At 73.2% G+C, this 19,760-nt stretch carries 14 protein-coding genes and 1 pseudogene; 11 read left to right on the forward strand and 4 right to left on the reverse strand.

Features of this window, described 5'->3' with window-relative positions; translation table 11 throughout:
• Positions 1 to 157: 157 nt before the first annotated feature.
• The 4 genes from mfd (at position 158) to C6361_RS33350 (ending at position 7,273) form a co-directional block, all read left to right on the forward strand.
• Entirely contained in the window at positions 158 to 3,799 is a 3,642-nt protein-coding gene (gene mfd, locus C6361_RS33335; RefSeq protein ID WP_107271333.1) for a transcription-repair coupling factor, read from the forward strand.
• A 131-nt stretch (positions 3,800 to 3,930) separates the two neighbouring features.
• Positions 3,931 to 4,653 carry a hypothetical protein gene (locus tag C6361_RS33340; protein WP_199853144.1) on the forward strand — a complete coding sequence of 241 codons (723 nt, stop codon included), beginning with the start codon at positions 3,931 to 3,933 and terminating at the stop codon, positions 4,651 to 4,653.
• A gap of 73 nt (positions 4,654 to 4,726) precedes the next feature.
• A complete protein-coding gene (locus tag C6361_RS33345; RefSeq protein WP_107270157.1) occupies positions 4,727 to 5,731 on the forward strand; it encodes a nucleoside triphosphate pyrophosphohydrolase in 1,005 nt (334 codons plus the stop codon).
• A 180-nt stretch (positions 5,732 to 5,911) separates the two neighbouring features.
• A complete protein-coding gene (locus C6361_RS33350) occupies positions 5,912 to 7,273 on the forward strand; it encodes a glycoside hydrolase family 6 protein (protein WP_199853145.1) in 1,362 nt (453 codons plus the stop codon).
• Between the two features lie 33 nt (positions 7,274 to 7,306).
• On the opposite strand, the gene C6361_RS33355 is transcribed toward C6361_RS33350, so the two are convergent.
• Positions 7,307 to 8,476: a glycoside hydrolase family 3 N-terminal domain-containing protein gene (locus C6361_RS33355; RefSeq protein ID WP_234359163.1), complete on the reverse strand. Its 1,170-nt coding sequence runs from the start codon at positions 8,474 to 8,476 to the stop codon at positions 7,307 to 7,309.
• Positions 8,477 to 8,658: 182 nt separating this feature from the next.
• Entirely contained in the window at positions 8,659 to 9,594 is a 936-nt protein-coding gene (locus tag C6361_RS33360; RefSeq protein WP_159079595.1) for a DMT family transporter, read from the reverse strand.
• A 150-nt stretch (positions 9,595 to 9,744) separates the two neighbouring features.
• Between C6361_RS33360 and C6361_RS33365 the strand changes: the two are divergent.
• Positions 9,745 to 11,383: pseudogene (locus tag C6361_RS33365) on the forward strand (DUF885 domain-containing protein).
• A 3-nt stretch (positions 11,384 to 11,386) separates the two neighbouring features.
• Here the strand turns inward: C6361_RS33365 and C6361_RS33370 are convergent.
• Positions 11,387 to 12,103, reverse strand: a complete 717-nt coding sequence (locus C6361_RS33370; protein ID WP_107270159.1) for a hypothetical protein — start codon at positions 12,101 to 12,103, stop codon at positions 11,387 to 11,389.
• Between the two features lie 234 nt (positions 12,104 to 12,337).
• Between C6361_RS33370 and eno the strand changes: the two genes are divergently transcribed.
• From eno to C6361_RS33395, 5 genes are all read left to right on the forward strand, one after another.
• Positions 12,338 to 13,621, forward strand: a complete 1,284-nt coding sequence (eno, locus tag C6361_RS33375) for a phosphopyruvate hydratase (protein WP_107260652.1) — start codon at positions 12,338 to 12,340, stop codon at positions 13,619 to 13,621.
• A gap of 33 nt (positions 13,622 to 13,654) precedes the next feature.
• A complete protein-coding gene (locus C6361_RS33380; protein ID WP_107270160.1) occupies positions 13,655 to 14,332 on the forward strand; it encodes a septum formation initiator family protein in 678 nt (225 codons plus the stop codon).
• The gene (locus C6361_RS33385; RefSeq protein WP_107270161.1) at positions 14,329 to 14,940 is read left to right on the forward strand and encodes a DUF501 domain-containing protein; all 612 of its coding nucleotides are present in this window, start codon (positions 14,329 to 14,331) and stop codon (positions 14,938 to 14,940) included. Before C6361_RS33380 ends, C6361_RS33385 begins: the two co-directional genes overlap by 4 nt.
• Positions 14,937 to 15,491 carry an amino-acid N-acetyltransferase gene (locus tag C6361_RS33390; RefSeq protein WP_107270162.1) on the forward strand — a complete coding sequence of 185 codons (555 nt, stop codon included), beginning with the start codon at positions 14,937 to 14,939 and terminating at the stop codon, positions 15,489 to 15,491. Before C6361_RS33385 ends, C6361_RS33390 begins: the two co-directional genes overlap by 4 nt.
• Positions 15,492 to 15,608: 117 nt before the next feature.
• The gene (locus tag C6361_RS33395) at positions 15,609 to 16,556 is read left to right on the forward strand and encodes a Ppx/GppA phosphatase family protein (protein WP_107271336.1); all 948 of its coding nucleotides are present in this window, start codon (positions 15,609 to 15,611) and stop codon (positions 16,554 to 16,556) included.
• A 325-nt stretch (positions 16,557 to 16,881) separates the two neighbouring features.
• On the opposite strand, the gene aspS is transcribed toward C6361_RS33395, so the two are convergent.
• Positions 16,882 to 18,207, reverse strand: a complete 1,326-nt coding sequence (aspS, locus tag C6361_RS33400) for an aspartate--tRNA(Asn) ligase (RefSeq protein WP_107270163.1) — start codon at positions 18,205 to 18,207, stop codon at positions 16,882 to 16,884.
• Positions 18,208 to 18,671: 464 nt separating this feature from the next.
• On the opposite strand from aspS, the gene C6361_RS33405 reads away from it, so the two are divergent.
• Positions 18,672 to 19,760, forward strand: coding sequence for a lipoyl synthase (locus C6361_RS33405; RefSeq protein ID WP_369930884.1), 1,089 nt, complete (start codon positions 18,672 to 18,674; stop codon positions 19,758 to 19,760).

Genomic DNA, 19,760 nt, shown 5'->3' on the forward strand with positions numbered 1-19,760 from the left:
GCGGGGTTTGTCGGGCTCAGGGGATAGGCTTGACGACGGCGTTGAGGAGGGGCCCTTTCCGGCACGGCAACGCCCCGGGTCCTGCCTCACCCGCACCCCCCGCCCGCGTCGGGCGTGGGGCGTTTTCCGCGTGCCCATCTGCAAGGTTGTGATCTGCGTGCTCACCGGTCTGCTCACCGCCGCGCTCCGCGATCCCGCGCTGGCCCGGGCCCGCTCGCTGGCCCGCACCGGCGGTCCGGACGCCGACGGGCTCGACCTCACCGCCCCGCCCGCGCTGCGGCCCTTCCTGGTCGCCGCCGTGGCGGCCGGCGAGGAGGCGGGCGGTGCCGGGCGCCCGGTGCTCGCCGTCACCGCCACCACCCGGGAGGCCGACGACCTGGCCGCCGCGCTGGGCAGCCTGCTCCCGCCGGAGCAGGTCGTGGTCTATCCGGCCTGGGAGACGCTGCCGCACGAGCGGCTCTCGCCCCGGTCCGACACCGTCGGCCGGCGACTCGGCGTGCTCCGCCGGCTCGCCCACCCCGACCTCGCCGAGCACCCCGGCCCGGTCCGGGTGGTCGTCGCCCCGGTCCGGTCGGTGTTGCAGCCACAGCTCAAGGGGCTGGGCGACCTGGAGCCGGTCCGGCTCGCCGCCGGGGCCGAGGCCGGGCTGGAGGAGACCGCCCGCCGCCTCACCGACCTGGCGTACGCCCGGGTCGACCTGGTCACCAAGCGTGGGGAGTACGCCGTCCGGGGCGGCATCCTGGACGTCTTCCCGCCCACCGACGAGCACCCGTCCCGGGTCGAGTTCTGGGGCGACGAGGTGGAGGAGATCCGCACCTTCGCCGTCGCCGACCAGCGGACCATCGAGGCGGTACCCGCCCTCTGGGCGCCGCCCTGCCGGGAACTGCTGCTCACCGAGCCGGTCCGGCGCCGGGCCGCCGAGCTGGCGCAGCAGCACCCCGAGCTGGCCGAGATCCTGGACAAGCTCGCCGAGGGGATCCCGGTCGAGGGGATGGAGTCGCTGGCCCCGGCCCTGATCGGCGCGGACTCGCTCGAACTCGTCCTGCACTGCATGCCGGCCGGCAGCCACGTACTGCTCTGCGACCCGGAGCGGATCCGGACCCGGGCGCACGACCTGGTGCGTACCTCGGCGGAGTTCCTGGAGGCGAGCTGGGCCGCGGCCGCCGTCGGCGGCCAGGCCCCGGTCGACCTCGGCGCCGCCGCCTTCAAGACCCTGGCCGAGGTACGGGCCACCGCCGCGACCCTCGGCCAGCCCTGGTGGTCGGCGTCCCCGTTCGGCCTGGTCGAGGCCGCCCCCGGCCCGGCGGCCACGGTCGAGCCGTGGGCGGTGGAGCCGGAGCCCGAGGTGACGGTGGTGCCGGACACCGGCGAGTCGGTGGCGCTGCACGCCCAGCCGGTGCCGCTCTACCACGGCGAGACGGCCCGGGTCGTCGACGACCTGAAGCGCTGGGTCGGCGACGGCTGGGGGGTGGCGCTGGTCTTCGAGGGGCACGGGCCGGCGCAGCGCGCCGTCGAGGTGCTCCGGGACGCCGGGCTCGGCGCCGCGCTCACCGAGGAGGTGCCGGCACCGCCGGCCTCCGGCGAGCTGCTGGTGACCTGCGGCTCGCTCAACCACGGCTTCCTCGACTCCACGTCCCGGATCGCGGTGGTGACCGGCAACGACATCACCGGCGGCCGGGGCTCGTCGACCCGGGACATGCGCAAGATGCCGAGCCGGCGGCGCAACACCATCGACCCGCTGGAGCTGCGGGCCGGCGACTATGTCGTGCACGAGCAGCACGGCATCGGCCGGTACGTCGAGCTGGTGCAGCGCACCGTCAACGGCGCCGACCGGGAATACCTGGTCATCGAGTACGCGGCCAGCAAGCGCGGCCAGCCCGGCGACCGGCTCTTCGTCCCGACCGACCAGCTCGACCAGCTCTCCCGGTACGTCGGAGGCGAGCAGCCGACCCTGCACAAGATGGGTGGCGCCGAGTGGCAGAAGGCCAAGGCGCGGGCCCGCAAGGCGGTCAAGGAGATCGCCGCCCAGCTCGTCCAGCTCTACGCCGCCCGCAAGGCGTCCAAGGGGTACGCGTTCGCCCCGGACACCCCGTGGCAGCGGGAGCTGGAGGACGCCTTCCCGTACACCGAGACGCCGGACCAGCTCGCGGCGATCGAGGAGGTCAAGCGGGACATGGAGCAGTCGACCCCGATGGACCGGCTGATCTGCGGCGACGTGGGCTACGGCAAGACCGAGATCGCGGTGCGGGCCGCCTTCAAGGCGGTGCAGGACGGCAAGCAGGTGGCGGTGCTCGTCCCGACCACGCTGCTGGCCCAGCAGCACTACAACACCTTCGCCGAGCGGATGGGACAGTTCCCGGTGCAGATCCGGCAGCTCTCCCGGTTCCAGACGCCGAAGGAGGCCGAGCGGACCCTGGAGGCCGCCGCCGACGGCAGCGCGGACATCGTGATCGGTACCCACCGGCTGCTCCAGTCGGCGACCCGGTTCAAGCAGCTCGGCATGGTGGTGGTGGACGAGGAGCAGCGCTTCGGGGTCGAGCACAAGGAGCACCTGAAGACCCTGCGTACCGCCGTGGACGTGTTGACCATGTCGGCGACGCCGATCCCGCGGACCCTGGAGATGGCGATCACCGGCATCCGGGAGATGTCCACCATCGCCACCCCGCCGGAGGAGCGGCACCCGGTGTTGACCTTCGTCGGGGCGTACGACGACAAGCAGGTCGCGGCGGCGATCCACCGCGAGCTGCTCCGCGACGGCCAGGTCTTCTACCTGCACAACCGGGTCGAGTCGATCGACCGGGCGGCGCGGCGGATCCGGGAGCTGGTCCCGGAGGCCCGGGTCGCGGTCGCGCACGGCCAGATGGGCGAGGACGCCCTGGAGAAGGTCATGGTCGGCTTCTGGGAAAAGGAATACGACGTCCTGGTCTGCACCACGATCGTCGAGTCCGGCATCGACATCCCGAACGCCAACACCCTGATCGTGGAGCGGGCCGACCTGCTCGGCCTGGCCCAGTTGCACCAGATCCGGGGGCGGGTCGGCCGGGGCCGGGAGCGGGCGTACGCCTATTTCCTCTATCCGCCGGAGAAGCCGCTGACCGAGCACGCGCACGAGCGGCTGGCCACCATCGCCCAGCACACCGAGCTGGGCGCCGGGATGTACGTGGCGATGAAGGACCTGGAGATCCGGGGCGCCGGCAACCTGCTCGGCGGCGAGCAGTCCGGGCACATCGAGGGGGTCGGTTTCGACCTCTACGTCCGGATGGTCGGCGAGGCGGTGCAGGCGTTCAAGGGTGAGCGGCCGGAGGAGGAGGCCGACATCAAGATCGATCTGCCGGTCGACGCGCACCTGCCGCACGACTACATCGGGGTGGAGCGGCTGCGCCTGGAGATGTACCGCAAGCTCGCCGAGGCCCGGGACGCCGAGCGGCTGGCCGAGGTGGTCGCCGAGATGACCGACCGGTACGGCGAGCCGCCGGAGCAGGTCGCCAACCTGGTGGCGGTGGCCCGGTTCCGGCTGCTGGCCCGGGCGTACGGCCTCACCGACGTCTCGGCCCAGGGCCGGCACCTGCGGTTCTCCCCGCTGCCGCTGCCGGACTCGAAGCAGCTGCGGCTCAAGCGCTACCACCCGGACGCGGTCTACAAGTCGGCCACCGACCAGGTGAGCGTGCCGCGCCCGACGACCCGGCGGATCGGCGGCGAGCCGCTGCGCGACCAGGCGTTGCTGGACTGGTGCGCCCAGCTCCTCCGCGACGTGCTCGGTGAGCCCGCGAAGGCGGCGACGGGGGAGCCGGCGAGGTGAGCCCGACCGGGTCGGCCCGCGAGGTCAGCGTGCCCGCAGCAGCCCTGCGGAGCGAGCGCCCCCGGCGGGCCGCCCCGGGCGGGTCCGACCCCGTGCCGCAGGCGGTCGGGCTGCGTGAGAGAGTGTCGAGCATGCAGCGTGCCCGTCGTCTGGCTTCGATCGCGGTCATTGCCGTGCTCGGCACCACCGTCCTCTCCGCCTGCCGGTCCGACTCCAGCGTCGCCGTCTACCTCGGGGATAAGAAGATCACCGAGGACGAGGTGACCTCGGTGCTCGACGACGTCCGGAGCAAGGCGGCCTCGCCGGCTCCCACCGAGCCGGGCGCCACGCCCGCTCCGGGCGCCCCCGAGCCGAAGACGCCGAGTCGGGCCGAGGTGGTCGGCACCCTGGTGATGCGGGAGGTCTGTCTCAAGCTCGCCACGGACAAGGGCTTCAAGCCGTCCGAGCAGGCTCCGATAGAGCGGATCGCCGAGGCGACCGGCCTGCCGGCGGACTCCCGCTACGTGCGGCTCTTCTCCGAGCTGGACGCCTGCCGGGCCGGCATTCCGGTGACCCAGCCGGTGGCGCCGACCCAGGAGGAGCTGATGGACGTGGTGGCCCGGGGCCGGGTCGCCGGGGTCATCCCGCCGGACGCCAAGGACGGCGAGGCCGGGCAGCAGCTCGACGGTGACGTGCTGCGCCGCGCGCTGGCGATGCGGAACACCCTGACCGAGGCGCTGGAGAGTTCCGACGTCACGGTCAACCCGCGCTACCGCCCGCTGGAATACCCGGTGCTGACCTTCTCCGACAGCAGCCCGGCGCTGGTCGTGCCGATCGGCCAGTCCGGCTCCGACACCGTGGTCGACGCCCGCTGAGCGGCCCGCGACGCCCCGCCCGCACCACCGGCCGTGCCGTGACGATCCCGCCGTCGACCAGCCCCACCGGCCGATGACCGGGGTAGCGCCCGGCCCGGCCGGCCGGATCGTGCTGCTGGTCACCTCGCCCCGGCTGCCGGCCGGGCTGTTGACCGCGTCCGCCTGGGACGTCGTACGCGGCTTCCCGGTGCTGGCCGGCGCGGAGAGCGAGCTGGCCACGGCGGTACGCGCGGCCGGCGCCGAGGTGACCGTCACCGCGACTCCGGTTCCGGACCTGCTGGGCACGGTCGCCTCGCACGGTACGGCGGTCTGGCTGGCCGGCCCGGCCGGGGACGAGGCACTGGCCCGGGAGCTGGGACTCCGGCTGGCCCGTCAACCCGGGCTGGCCGAGCTGGAGCTGATGTACGGCTCCTGGGATCCACCCGGTGCCCGGCTGCTCGACGCGGTCGAGGTGATGGACCGGCTCGCCTCGCCCGGCGGTGACCCGTGGAAGCGGGCGCAGACCCACGCCTCGCTGGCGCAGTACCTCCTCGAAGAGTGCTACGAGGCGTACGACGCCATCGCCGCGAACGATCTCGTGGCGCTCCGGGAGGAGCTGGGCGACGTGCTGTTGCAGGTGGTGCTGCACGCCCGGCTGGCGGAGAACCTGCCCGAGGAGGAGCGCTGGTCGATCGACGACGTCGCCGGTGGGCTGGTGGCGAAGATGGTCCGGCGCAACCCGCACGTCTTCGCCGGCACCGAGGTCGGCGGCATCGACGAGATCATCGAGAACTGGGAACGGATCAAGCGGGCGGAGAAGCCCCGGGCCTCGGTACTCGACGGGGTCGCGCTCTCCCAGCCGGCGCTGGCGCTGGCGGCGAAGGTGCTGCACCGGGTCGCCCGGGCCGGGCTCGACCTGCCGCCCGCGGAGCCGCCGGCCGGGGCGGACGAGACGGTACGGCTCGGCGCGACCCTGCTGGAGACGGTGGCCCGGGCCCGGGCGGCGGGGCTGGACGCCGAGGCGGCGCTGCGTCAGGCGACCCTGGCCTACGCGGCCACGGTGCGCGCGGCCGAACAGGATTCGATACCGCCGTCCTGACTCCGGGGAAGCGCGCGTGCGCGGAAGGTGCGGGGATGGCATGATGGATCGAAGTTTGTAAATGGCAGGCGGGGTCCTGCCGGTCACGGTGCCGCCCGGTCCGAACCGCTCCGAACCGCTTCCGGGCCGCCCCGTAGCGGGCCGTACCCGGCGCCGACCCGGTGCTGAGGAGCCAGTGTCATGACCATGCGCCGTTCCGGACGCGTACCCGCCCGGGGCCGTACGGCCCTCGCCGTCCTCGCCGTACCCGTCCTGCTCGCCGGGGCGCTCGGCAGCGCCGGTCCGGCCGGTGCCACCAAACCGCCGCACCTGATGGTCAACCCGTACGCCGGGGCCCGGGTGTACGTGAATCCCGAGTGGTCCGCCCGGGCCGCCGCCGAGCCCGGTGGCGGCGCGATCGCCGGCCAGCCGACCGCCGTCTGGCTGGACCGGATCGCCGCGATCGAGGGCACCGACGGAGCGATGGGGCTGCGCGACCACCTGGACGCCGCCGTGGCGCAGCGGGCCGACCTCGTCCAGGTGACCCTCTACAACCTGCCGTCCCGGGACTGCGGCCGGCCGCTGCCGCAGGGCGAACTCTCGATCGACGAACTCGACCGGTACCGGACGGAGTTCGTCGATCCGACCGTCGAGATCCTCGCCGCCCCCCACTACGCCGGGCTGCGGATCGTCGTCTTCGTCGAGCCGAACTCCCTGCCCAACCTGGTCGTCAACACCAGCCCTCGGCACACCGCCACCTGGGCCTGCGACCAGGTGCTGGCCCGGGGCACCTATCCGGACGGGATCGGGTACGCCCTGTCCCGGCTCGGCGCCCTGCCCAACGTCTACCCGTACCTGGACATCAGCCACCACGGCGAACTCGGCTGGCCGGAGGACTCCGGCCCGATGACGGCGCTGCTGCACCAGGCCGCGACCAGCGCGGGCAGCACGGTGGCGAACGTGCACGGCTTCGTCGCCAACACCGCCAACTACTCCCCGCTGCACGAGGAGTGGTTCCAGGCCGACGATGTCGTCAACGGCTACCCGGTGTACCAGTCGAGATGGGTCGACTGGAACCCGTTCGTCGACGAGGTGCCGTACGCCCGACACATGCGGGAACTGCTGGTCGGGGCGGGCTTCTCCGCGCGGGCGAGCCTGCTGGTCGACACCTCGCGCAACGGCTGGGGCGGCCCGAACCGGCCCACCGGACCGGCGCCGGCTACCGGCGACCTGAACGAGTACGTCGACCGGAGCCGGATCGACCGGCGAACCCACATCACGAACTGGTGCAACCAGGCTGGCTCGGGCCTCGGCGAGCGGCCCGCCGTCGACCCGGAGCCCGGCATCGACGCGTACGTCTGGGTCAAACCGCCCGGTGAGTCCGACGGCACCGGTGTCAGCCGGGACGTCGGCCAGCCGTACGAGCCGATGTGCGATCCCAACTACAACCCGCCGGGCGGCAGCTTCCGCATCACCGGGGCGCTGCCGGGCGGCCCGCCGTTCCGGCAGTGGTTCCCGGCGCACTTCCGGCAGTTGCTGGCCAACGCCTGGCCGCCGCTGTGAGGGACGCCCGCCGGGATGGCGCGGCGGCCGGGGTCAGCGCTTCGGGCGGAGCGTGTCGACCCGGGCGACCGACTCGTCGATCCGCTGCTCGGTGAGGCGCCCGGAGCGGACCAGCCGGACGACGGTGTCGAGGGTGTGGCCGACGACGTTCGGGTCGTACTCCTGCTGGTTGCCGAAGACCAGCAGGTCGACGCCGGCCTCCAGGGCCAGCGCGACGGCCTCGTCCCGACCGAACCGGCTGGTGACCGCGACGGCCTGCATGTCGTCGCTGACCACCGGGCCGCGCCAGCCGAGCCGGCCGCGCAGCAGGTCGGTGACGACCGCCCGGGACAGCGACGCCGGCCGGTCCGGGTCGAGCTTCCGGTTGAGTACGTGGCCGACCAGCACCGAGTCGGCGGTGCCGGAGGCGATCAGCTTCTGGAACGGTTCGAGTTCGGTCTCCCGCCACGAGTCGCTGACGTCGACGGCGGTGAAGTCGGTGTTGCCGGTCGCGCTGCCCAGCCCGGGAAAGTGCTTGAGCGAGGTGCGTACCCCGGCGGCCCGGTGCACCCGGATCTCCTCGGCCGCGTTCCGCACCACCACGTCCGGGTTGGCGGAGAAGCTGCGTTCGAGCTGGCCGACGGCGGGACTGTCCGGTCGCAGGTTCAGGTCGACCACCGGCGCGTAGTTGAGGTTGACGCCGATCGAGGTGAGACTCCGGACGAGCCCCTCCGCCCAGGCGCGGGTGGTCGGGATCGAGTCGGCCCGGCCGATCTCGGCCTCCGAGCGGGTGGCCGGGAAGCCGTTGCCGGGGTTGAGCCGGGCGACCCGGCCGCCCTCCTGGTCGATCGAGACGATGAGCCGACCGGGCGACGCCTGCTTCAGGGCCTTCACCAGCGCGGTCACCTGGCCCGGCGAGCTGATGTTGCGTACGGTGTCGGTCTTCAGGTCGCGGTCGAAGAGGATGACGCCGCCGAGCCCCTGCCGGATCGCCGTCCGCACCCAGCCGGCCTCGGCCGCCTGCTGGCCCCGGAAGCCGACCACCAGCAGACTCGCAATCTTGCGGCGGAGTGCCGCCTCGTCCCGCCGGGCCGGGCCGGGCGGCCGGGACGGGGTGGGTGCGAGCCGGGCCGGGCCCGAGCCACATCCGGAGGTACCCGCCGCCAGCGCGGCCGAGCCGACCCCGGCGAGCAGCAGCCGACGGCTGAGGCGGGCATCCTTCACCCGGTCCACGCTACGGTCGGTGACCGGGGCCGCGCGGCACAATCCGAGCAGCGGCGCGGGTTCCGGGCAGGTCGACACGGGGGAGCGGCTGTCCGCGTTCCCGCACCGGCGCCCGTCCACGTTCGCACCGGCGCCCGTCCGGGTTCGCGCACTGCCGCGTTGACGTTCCGGCAGCACCCCGGCTAGCCAGCCGGTGCGGCGACGCTCTCCGCCGGGGTCCGGTCGCGGCGCCGGTGACCCGCGCGCAGCCCGACCGCGATGCCGAGCGCCGCCACCAGCACCCCGGCGGTCTGGCCCGGATCCGGCAGCCGGCCGGCCTGGACGGCGGCGGTCAGCAGGGTGGCGATCGGCATCACCCCGACGAGTACCCCGGCCCGGTCCACGCCGAGCTGGCGCAGCCCGGTGAACCAGGCGAGGAAGGCGATCACGGTCATCATCGCCGCCAGATAGCCGAACGCGGCGGCCTCGGTGGGAGTGGGCAGTCGCCATCGGGCCAACTCACCCGCCGGGATCGCCGCCAGCAGCAACAGCGGTACGGCCAGCCCGCAGCTGTACGCCGCGACGCGTACCGGCCCGAGCCGGGGGAGTACGGCCGCGGCGAGCAGCGAGAAGGCGATCTCGCCCCCGAACGCCCCGAGCGAGGCGATGATGCCGATCGCGTCCGCCCGGCCGCTGCCCTGCACCAGTGCGGTACCGGCGACGACGATTCCGGCCGCCGCGACGAGTCGGGGAGCCGGCCGGCGGCCGCCGGTGAGCGGACCGAGCAGGGCGAGCCCGAGCGGTGCGGCGCCGATGAAGGTGCCCACCATGGCCGGGTCGGCGTGCGGCAGCGCGACCAGGATGCAGGCGTTGAACCCGGCCATGCCGGTCAGCGCGAGCGTGGTCAGCACGACCAGCTCGCGCCGGTTCGGCCGGCCGGGCGGGGGCGTGTCGCCGGCCAGCAGGCCGGGAAAGCGGCGGACCAGGGCGAAGAGTACGGCGGCGGCCAGCGCGTACCGGGCCGCCTGGCCGGTGAGGTGCGGATAGTCGAGGACCAGTTGGCTGATCGAGACGGAGCTGCCGACCAGCACCATCCCGCCGACACAGAGCAGCACCGCGGCCGGGTTGGAGAGTTTCACCAGACCGACGCTAGGAGCCGTTTGGTCCATGAGACAGAGCCAAACAAGGGCATCATCAGAGGACCATTCGCTCCGGTACCGTCGGCACCGCGAGTGGACGGGCCGATGCGCCGGCCGACGGCGGAAGAGCTGATCGTCTAGGTTTTTCCCATGCCACCATTCGTCCCGCTCGCCGAACGGATCGTCGACGCGCTCCTGGCGAGCGATCCCGAGCTGGCCTCGTCGGTCGGCGAACACGGTTTCGACGACCAGTTGCCGGACCGCTCCGCCGATGCCGTCGCCGGGCGGGTGGCGATGCTGCGGGACGCCGCGCACGCGCTCTCCGAGGTGGACGCCGAGGAGTTGGACGTACCGGAACGGGTCGACCACGCCGTGCTCACCGCACTGGTGGACCGGGGGATCTTCGAGCTGACCGAGGTGCGGTCGCACGAGTGGAACCCGCTGGTGCACAACCCGGGACCGCTGCTGCACGCGCTGGTCGCCCGTCCGTTCGCCCCGGCCGAGGTGCGGCTGACCAGCCTGGCGGGTCGGCTGGCCGCCGTACCGGACGCGCTGGCGACGGCGCGGGCCGGGCTGCACGACGTACCCCGGATCCACGCCGAGACCGCCGTCGGGCAGTTCGAGGGCGCGGCGGCGCTGGTCCGGGACCAGGTGCCGGCCCTGCTCGCCGAGGCGCCCGAGCTGCGCGACGTGGTCGAGCCGGTCGCCCGGACGGCGATCCGCGAGCTGACCGGGTTCGCCGACCGGCTCCGCGCCGGACTGCGCGACGACGCGGGGCCGGGTCGGGACCCCCCGGCTGGGGCGGCGGCTCTGGGAGGCGCGGCTCTGGCACACCCTGGACACCGAGCTGGGTGCCCGGCAGGTCCTCGACTCGGCCTGGGCGAACCTGGAGCGGGTCACCGAGGAGATCCGGGCGGCGGCGGTCGAGCTGGTCGGTGGTCCGGCCTCGGACGAGACGGTACGCCAGGCGCTGGCCCTGCTCGCCGACGAGCACCCGGACAACTCCTCGGTGGTACCGCTGGCCCGGACCACCCTGGACGAGGTGCTCGACTTCGTCGCCGACACCGAGCTGGTGTCGCTGGTCGACGACGCCTGCGTGATCAGGGAGATGCCCGAGCACGACCGGGGGGTCGCGGTCGCCTACTGCGACGCGCCGGGTCCGCTGGAGCCGGCGGCGGTGCCGACGTACTACTGCATCGCGCCGACCCCGGCGGACTGGTCGGCGGCCCGGGTGGAGTCGTTCTTCCGGGAGTACAACGACCACATGATCCGCAACCTGACCGTGCACGAGGCGGTGCCGGGGCACTTCCTCCAGCTGGCGCACGCCCGCCGTTACCGGGGCAGCAGCCGGGCCCGCGCGCTCGGCCACTCGGGGACGTTCATCGAGGGCTGGGCGGTCTACGCCGAGGAGGCGATGGTCGAGCGGGGTTTCGGCGGCCTGGCGGTGCGGTTGCAGCAGCTCAAGATGCAGCTCCGGATGACCATCAACGCCATCCTCGACCAGTTGACGCACTGCGAGGAGCTGTCCGAGTCCGACGCGCTGGAGCTGATGACCGGGCGGGGCTTCCAGGAGGAGGGCGAGGCGGCCGGCAAGTGGCGCCGGGCCCTGCTCACCTCGACCCAGCTCTCCACCTATTTCGTCGGCTACCACCAGGTCGCCGGGATCGCCGCGCGCCGGCCGGCCGGGGTGCCGGTCCGGCAGTGGCACGACGCGATGCTGGCGCACGGCTCCCCGGCGCCGCGGCACCTGCCGGCCCTGCTCGGCCTGGACGAATACGACCTGGCCTGAGGGTCAGGCGCTCGGTTGCCCCGCATTGGCCCGCCGGTCGACCAGTCCGGCACCGGCGGGCAGGTCGAACGCGCTGCTCTCCACCGCGTCGCGGTAGCGGCTCAGCGCCACCTCCAGGTCGGTGCCGTCGACCGTACCGGTGAAGCTGCCCAACGCGCCCTCGCTGGTGATGCAGGCGTCGAAACCGGCCGCCGGGGCGTCGCTGAGCTGGTCGACCTCGACACAGGTGGCGTGCCGCCCGGCGACCGTGGTGTCGTACTGCCGGATCGTCGCGTCCGGGTCGAGCGCGGCGGCGGTGAGCAGGCCGACCACCACCGGCGGGCTGACCAGGCCGCGCTTGTTCATGTCGGCGAAGACGGTGACCGACGGCTTGGCGTTCGCGGCCGGCGGTGCGGTGAGGGTGCAGGTCGGCTTCTTCGTGCTGGTGTCGCAGGCCGTGGTCGCGTCGGTGGTGACCGTCAGCTTGCCACCCGGATAGGTGTACGCCGCGCGCAACGGGTCCTGCGACTGCGCGATGGAGGCGCTCCGGCCGCCCGGGAGCTGGTAGTCCGCCGAGTAGGTCAGCTCGTTGGCGCGGTCCAGTCGGGCGGCCAGGTCGTTGACCAGGTCTGCCCGGCCGATCACCCGCCCGGCGTCGTCCAGGGTCTGGCACCCGGAGACCGCCAGTACGGAAATGATCGCCCCCGCGAGTACCCGGAGTGAGATCGACACAGCCGGCATGGCCCACAGCCTTCACGATCGGGTCAAGCGCGCGCAAACCGGTTCCCACGTACTGTGAAGGATCTCCGCAAATGTCGGACGGTCCCGCGCCCGGGCGGCCGGGCCCGGAGGCAGCGCCCGAAGCCCCGGGCCGGACCGATAGGCTGCCTGCGGGAGCCTGCGCCGCACCGCCGCGACGGGGACGGACCGCCATCGGCTATCGATGGACAGACTTCGATTTTGAGGAGCAGGACAGTGGCCACCATCGAGGGAATCGTCGCCCGGGAGATTCTCGACTCGCGCGGCAACCCGACCGTCGAGGTCGAGGTCGGGCTGGACGACGGTACTGTCGCCCGCGCCGCGGTGCCGTCCGGCGCGTCGACCGGAGCCTTCGAGGCGATCGAGCTGCGCGACGGTGACTCCGACCGCTACAACGGCAAGGGCGTGGAGAAGGCCGTCGCCAACATCGAGGACCGGATCGTCGACCAGCTCGTCGGCTACGAGGCCAGCGAGCAGCGGCTGATCGACCAGAAGATGCTCGACATCGACGGCACCGACACCAAGTCCGAGCTGGGCGCCAACGCCATCCTCGGGGTCTCGCTGGCGGTGGCCAAGGCGGCGGCGAACAGCGCCGAGCTGAGCCTCTTCCGCTACCTGGGCGGCCCGCACGCGCACCTGCTGCCGGTGCCGATGATGAACATCCTCAACGGTGGCGCGCACGCCGACTCCAACGTCGACGTGCAGGAGTTCATGATCGCCCCGATCGGCGCGCCCTCGTTCCGCGAGGCGCTGCGCTCGGGCGCCGAGGTCTACCACGCGCTCAAGTCCGTGCTGAAGAAGAAGGGCCTGGCCACCGGCCTCGGCGACGAGGGCGGCTTCGCCCCCGACCTGCCGACCAACTCCACCGCGCTCGACCTGATCGCCGAGGCGGTCGAGAAGGCCGGCTACCGGCTCGGCACCGACATCGTCTTCGCGCTCGACGTCGCCGCCACCGAGTTCTTCGACGACGGGGTCTACACCTTCGAGGGCAGCACCAAGACGGCGGACGAGATGACCGCCTACTACCACAAGCTGGCCGACGAGTACCCGATCGTCTCCATCGAGGACCCGCTCTCCGAGGACGACTGGTCCGGCTGGGCCGGGCTGACCGCCGCGCTCGGCGACCGGGTCCAGATCGTCGGTGACGACCTCTTCGTCACCAACCCGCAGCGGATCGCCCGGGGCATCGCGGAGCGGACCGCGAACGCCGTACTGGTCAAGGTGAACCAGATCGGTTCGCTGACCGAGACGTTCGAGGCGGTCGACATGGCGCACCGGGCCGGCTTCAAGTGCATGATGAGCCACCGCTCCGGCGAGACCGAGGACACCACCATCGCCGACCTGGCGGTGGCGACCGGCTGTGGCCAGATCAAGACCGGTGCGCCGGCCCGCTCCGACCGGGTGGCGAAATACAACCAGCTGCTGCGGATCGAGGAGGAGCTGGCCGACGCGGCGCGGTACGCCGGCACCGGCGCCTTTCCGCGTTACCGTTCCAACTGACGGGTCAGCCTTCGGGGGAGGGGTGCGACGGCGATGACGCAACGCCGTACGCCGAGCGGGCAGGGCCCGGCTCGACGGCCGGATCGTGCCGGCCGGTCCGGGACGTCCCGGACCGGTCGCGCCTCGGGTCGGGAGCCGGGCTCCCGGGCCGAGCCACGACAGGGCCAGGCCCGCTCCCCCGGAGCCACCCGGGCCACCGGTTCGACCCGGGCCTCCGGCGCCGGCCGGGGCGCGGACGGCGCCCGCTCGGGCAGCCGGCCCGCGGCGGCCCGCCGGACCGTCGCCGCCCGCGCGGTGAAGCGGACGTACGCCCAGCATCCCCGGCGCTACACCGGCCGGGCGACCGTACTCGCCGGGGTGCTGGTGGCGCTCGCGCTGGCCTACACCTATCCGGTGCGGGTCTATCTCAACCAGCAGGCCGACATCGCCCGGATCGAGGCGGCCCAGCAGGCGCAGCGGGAACTCATCGGTGACCTGACCGAGGAGGCGGCGCTCTGGGACGACCCGGAATACGTCAAGATCCAGGCGAGGGAGCGCTTCTACATGGTGGTGCCCGGCGACACGCCGTACGTGGTGCTCACCGACCCCAAGGGCGCCGCCCGGGACGCCGGGATCGACCCCAACGCGACCGAACGGGCCCCGGAGCCCTGGTACGACACCCTCTGGGGCAGCGTGCAGGCCGCCAACGAGCCGGACAAGGCGGCCCGGTGAGCGGTTCCGACCCGGTCGGCGTACCCGATGCGGCGGGTCGGGCCGGCGCGAAGCCGGCGGCGGCCGGCGTGCCGGCACCGGTGCGGGAGCCGGCCACCGACGCGGACCTGGCGGCCGTCGCCGCCCAGCTCGGCCGGACCCCGCGCGGCACCCGGGCGGTGGCGCACCGCTGTCCGTGCGGCCAGCCGGACGTGGTGGAGACCACCCCACGGCTCGCCGACGGCACCCCCTTTCCGACCCTCTTCTATCTGACCTGCCCGCGCGCGGTGGCCGGGTGCAGCCGGTTGGAGTCCGCCGGGCTGATGCGCGAGATGCAGGAGCGGCTCGGTGCCGACCCGGAGCTGGCCGAGCGCTATCTGGCGGCGCACCGGGACTATCTCGCCCGGCGGGAGGCGATCGGCACCGTGCCGGAGATCGACGGCATCTCGGCCGGCGGCATGCCGGGCCGGGTGAAGTGCCTGCACGTGCACCTCGGGCACGCGCTGGCCGCCGGCCCCGGCGTCAACCCGTTCGGCGACGAGGTGCTCGAACTGCTCGAACAGTGGTGGGCCGCCGGCCCCTGCGTCGAGCCGGTCGGATCGGCCCGGTCGGGAGAGCCCGCCGCATGACCGGCGACGACGCTCCGGCTCCGGCTCCGGCTCCGGCTCCGGCTCCGGCCGAGTTGATCATCCGGCGGGCCCGGACCGCCGACGTACGCGGAATCCGCGACCTGATCGACACCTACAGCCCGGAGCGGCGGCTGCTCAGCAAGGCCACCGTCACGCTCTACGAGGACGTCCAGGAGTTCTGGGTCGCGGTCGACCCGGCGGACGACACGGTCGTCGGCTGCGGTGCGCTGCACGTGATGTGGGAGGACCTGGCCGAGATCCGGACGGTGGCGGTGCACCCGGCACACCGGGGCCGCAAGATCGGTCAGCGGATCGTGGCGGAACTGCTGACCACCGCCCGCGAACTGGGCGTCGCCCGGGTCTTCGTACTCACCTTCGAGACCCGTTTCTTCGCCGCCTTCGGCTTCGTCGAGATCGACGGCGCGCCGGTGCCGCAGGCGGTCTTCGAGCAACTCCTCCGCTCGTACGACGAGGGCGTCGCCGAGTTCCTCGGCCTGGAACGGGTCAAGCCGAACACCCTCGGCAACGTCCGGATGCTGCTCCGGCTCTGACGGCCAGCCACCCCGGCGCGGACGGCTGCGGCGCTGCGGGCCGTGCCGACGACGTGTCACCGGGACTGCGCCGACGTGAGCTGGAGGACAAGTAGGGTGAAGATCGTGACTAACCGGGTGGCCGCGATCGACTGCGGCACGAACTCGATCCGGCTGCTCGTGGCCGACCTGCCGGACCCGTCCGCCGGGCCGGCGGCCGAGCTGGCCGACGTGGTACGCCGGATGGAGATCGTCCGGTTGGGCCAGGACCTCGACCGGACCGGGCGACTGGCTCCGGAGGCGCTGGAGCGGACCCGGAAGGCGCTGATCGGGTACGCCACCTCGATCGAGTCGCTCGGCGTGTCCCGGATCCGGATGTGTGCCACCTCCGCCTCCCGGGACGCCTCCAACGCGGGCGAGTTCCGGTCCATGGTGGTGGACACCCTCGGCGTCGAACCGGAGGTGGTGACCGGCGACGAGGAGGCCCGGCTCTCCTTCACCGGTGCGGTACGCGGGCTCGGCGACGACGTCCGGGCGCCCTACCTCGTGATCGACATCGGCGGCGGCTCCACCGAGTTCGTGCTCGGCGGCCGTCCGTCCGGTGGCGGTGCACCGACGGTCGACGCGGCGATCTCGGTCGACATCGGCTGCGTCCGGATGACCGAGCGTCACCTGCACGGCGACCCGCCGACAGCAGAGCAGTTGGCGGCGGCCGAGGCGGAGATCGGCGCGGTGGTGGACCGGGCGCTCTCGGTGGTACCGGGGCGGGAGGCGGCGACCCTGATCGGGCTGGCCGGCTCGGTGACCACGGTCGCCGGGATCGCGCTGGGCCTGCCGGAGTACCGCCCCGACCGGATCCACCACGCCCGCGTCCCGTACGCCGACGTGGTGAAGGTGACCGGCGACCTGCTGGCCCGCTCCTCGGCGGAGCGGCTGACCATCCCGGTGATGCACCCGGGCCGGGCCGACGTGATCGGTGCCGGTGCGCTGGTGCTCAGAATCATCATGGAACGCACCGGAATGACCTCCGTGATCGCCAGCGAACGGGACATCCTCGACGGCATCGCCTACAGCCTCCTGCGCTGACAGGCCGGGCGCCCCCGCACGTCACCCCGGCGCGCCCTACTTCTGGGAAAGAGTCCCCTCCGTCCCTGTTCAGGGCACTCTTTCGGCGAACTGGTGCGAACCTCCTTTGTCCACAGGGGTGGGGGTTTTGCACAGGGGGCGGGGTTGGGACCCGGCTGATGGCCGCCCGCCTCGCTGGCGAGGACATCGAGCCGCAGGGCCCGATCGAGACCGAAGCGGCTCGACGCCTCGACAACGAACTCAACCAGAAGTAGTCATCCAGTTACCCAACACTCTCTGAGGCGAGATCCCGCTGTCTCCCCGAAACAGTGGGAGCCGCCCCCGCTCACGGGGTGAGGCGGTGCGGGTCGCGGGGGAAGGCGGTGGCCTGGCGGACGTTCGGCAGGCCGAGCAGTTGGGTGACCATGCGTTCCAGGCCGATCGCGAAGCCGCCGTGCGGGGGCATGCCGTGCCGGAACGCGTCCAGATAGCCGGCGTACGGCTCGACCGGCTCGCCCCGCTCCGCGAGCGCGGCCAGACAGTCGGCGTACCGGTGCAGCCGCTGCCCCCCGGTGACCAGCTCCACGCCCCGGAACAGCAGGTCGAACCCGTTGGAGTACGCCCGCGTCACGGCGGCGCCCGGCGGGTTCTGCCCGGTGGCCGGGTGGGTGTAGAAGGGGCGCCTGGCCAGCGGATAGCCGGTGACGAAGAGGAAGTCGGAGCCGTGCTCGGTCCGGGCCCACTCCCCGAGCGCACGCTCGTGTGCCGGTGCGAGGTCGGGCTCGTCCGGCGGCGCCCCGGCGATCGCCAGCGCCTCGGCGAAGTGCACCGCCGGGATCTCCACCGGCACCGCCGGAGGCTGCGCCGGCACCGCCGGAGGCTGCGCCGGCAGAGGCTGTGGCGTCGGGAGGTCGGTGAGCCGGTCGAGCATTCCGGCGAGTACCTCGCGGAGCAGCCGCATCACGTCCCGGTGGTCGGTGACGAAGCCGAACTCGACGTCCAGCGAGGTGTACTGGGTCAGATGCCGGGTGGTGTCGTGCGGCTCGGCCCGGAACACCGGCCCCACCTCGTAGACCCGCTCCAGCACACCGACCAGCATCTGCTTGTAGAACTGCGGCGACTGGGCGAGGTAGCCGGGCCGGCCGAAGTAGTCCAGGGCGAAGACGTTCGCGCCGCTCTCGGTGGCGGCGGCGACGAGCTTCGGGGTGTGCACCTCGACGAAGCCAAGCCGGTCGAGGGTGGCCCGGAACCCGGCCACCAGGGCGGCCGAGACCCGCAACGCCGCCGAGCGGGTGGGATGGCGCAACGCCACCGCCGCATGGTCGAGCTGGGTCGGCAGGGCCGCGGTCAGCTCCGGGCGGTACACGTCGAAGGGTGGCGGCACGGCCGGGTCGCCGAGCGGGCGTACGGCCGGGTCTGCCACCTCGACCCCGGCGGGCGCGGCGGGGTTGCCGACCACCCGGCCGGTCACCTCCAGCACCGACTCCTCCGGCAGCTCGGCCAGCCGGGCCCGCAGCGCGGCGTCGGTCACCACCACCTGGGCGAGTCCGGCGGCGTCCCGCAGGATCAGGAACGTCACCGACTTGAGCTGCCGGCGCCGGTGCACCCAGCCGGCGGCGGTCACGGTCGCGCCAACGTGCGCCGGCAGGGACGTGGAAAGGACCCGTGGCACCTGTGTTCACTCCTGTCGCGTGTCGCGACGCGCGCCCGAGGCGGACCGCGCCGTAAGACCCCGGGGAGTGTGGGCGAGCGGGAACTCGCGGTGCCACCACACCTTCACCACCGGCGGTACGGCCGGCGGCCTCGTTCGTGGCCCGTGACGCGGGCCGGACGGCGGGGTCTACCGGGCGCCGGGGCGCCGTTCTTCCCGCAGCTCGGGAGGGTCTTCCCAGCCCGGCCGGAGATCACCTTTCCAGCGACGGTGACTCTCTGGACTCCGGTTGTCGGGTGGTACTCGGCTCCGTCAACGCTCTGCCCGGACGGTAGCCGAGGCGGGTGGCGCGCTGACACCGAATATCCGCCCCCGGCGCGGCCCGCGGCACCGGAGGGCGGCGTGAGTGGTATCACCTGGTCCGGCACGTGAGTCCGGTCGCCTCTGGTCGATCGGCCGACCCCTCGGCGCGTAGGCTCGGATTCGTGACCATCGAGCACTCCGCGCCATCCTCCGCCGCCGAAGCCGGAGGGGTGAGCGTCGTGACCGCACCGGAGATCCGTACCGGCAATCCTGTCGCGCCGGAGGGGCGTCGGCTGCTGCGGGTCGAGGCCCGCAACGCGGCGACGCCGATCGAGCGCAAGCCGCCGTGGATCAAGGTCAAGGCGAAGATGGGTCCGGAGTACACCCAGCTCCGTGGGCTGGTCTCCCGGGAGGGGCTGCACACCGTCTGCCAGGAGGCCGGCTGCCCCAACATCTACGAGTGCTGGGAAGACCGGGAGGCGACCTTCCTGATCGGCGGTGACCAGTGCACCCGCCGGTGCGACTTCTGCCAGATCGACACCGGCAAGCCGGCCGACTTCGACGCGGACGAGCCGCGCCGGGTCGCCGAGTCGGTGGTCGCGATGGGGCTGCGCTACGCCACCGTCACCGGGGTGGCCCGGGACGACCTGCCGGACGGCGGCGCCTGGCTCTACGCCGAGACGGTCCGGCAGATCCACGCGCTGACCCGGCGGGAGCGGCCGGCCGACGCCGACGGTGCCACCGAGGGCATCCTGGAGGCCCTGCCGCACTGCGGGGTGGAGCTGTTGATCCCCGACTTCAACGGCAACCCGGCACAGCTCGCCGAGGTCTTCGGCGCCCGGCCGGAGGTGCTCGCGCACAACGTCGAGACGGTACCCCGGATCTTCAAGCGGATCCGGCCGGCGTTCCGCTACGAGCGCTCGCTCGACGTGCTCACCCAGGCCCGGGCCGCCGGGCTGGTGACCAAGTCCAACCTGATCCTCGGGCTCGGCGAGGACCGCGCCGAGATCTCCCAGGCGCTGCGCGACCTGCACGCCGCCGGCTGCGAGCTGGTCACCATCACGCAGTACCTGCGCCCGACGCCCCGGCACCACCCCGTCGAGCGGTGGGTTCGGCCGGAGGAGTTCGTGGAGCTGCGCGAGGAGGCCGAGGAGATCGGCTTCGCCGGGGTGCTGAGCGGGCCGCTGGTGCGTTCGTCGTACCGTGCCGGCCGGCTCTACCAGCAGGCCGTCGAGGCCCGGACCGCACCGACCGGCACCACGGCCCGGTAA

It is taken from the genome of Plantactinospora sp. BC1 (assembly GCF_003030345.1).
In the GTDB taxonomy this organism is placed as follows: domain Bacteria; phylum Actinomycetota; class Actinomycetes; order Mycobacteriales; family Micromonosporaceae; genus Plantactinospora.

Bases quoted from the DNA above. Each gene is read 5' to 3' on its own strand.
- C6361_RS33380 (WP_107270160.1), top strand. From the start codon at position 13,655: ATGACGCAACGCCGTACGCCGAGCGGGCAGGGCCCGGCTCGACGGCCG.
- C6361_RS33370 (WP_107270159.1), bottom strand. From the start codon at position 12,103: ATGCCGGCTGTGTCGATCTCACTCCGGGTACTCGCGGGGGCGATCATT.
- C6361_RS33390 (WP_107270162.1), top strand. From the start codon at position 14,937: ATGACCGGCGACGACGCTCCGGCTCCGGCTCCGGCTCCGGCTCCGGCT.
- C6361_RS33340 (WP_199853144.1), top strand. From the start codon at position 3,931: ATGCAGCGTGCCCGTCGTCTGGCTTCGATCGCGGTCATTGCCGTGCTC.
- C6361_RS33350 (WP_199853145.1), top strand. From the start codon at position 5,912: ATGACCATGCGCCGTTCCGGACGCGTACCCGCCCGGGGCCGTACGGCC.
- C6361_RS33345 (WP_107270157.1), top strand. From the start codon at position 4,727: ATGACCGGGGTAGCGCCCGGCCCGGCCGGCCGGATCGTGCTGCTGGTC.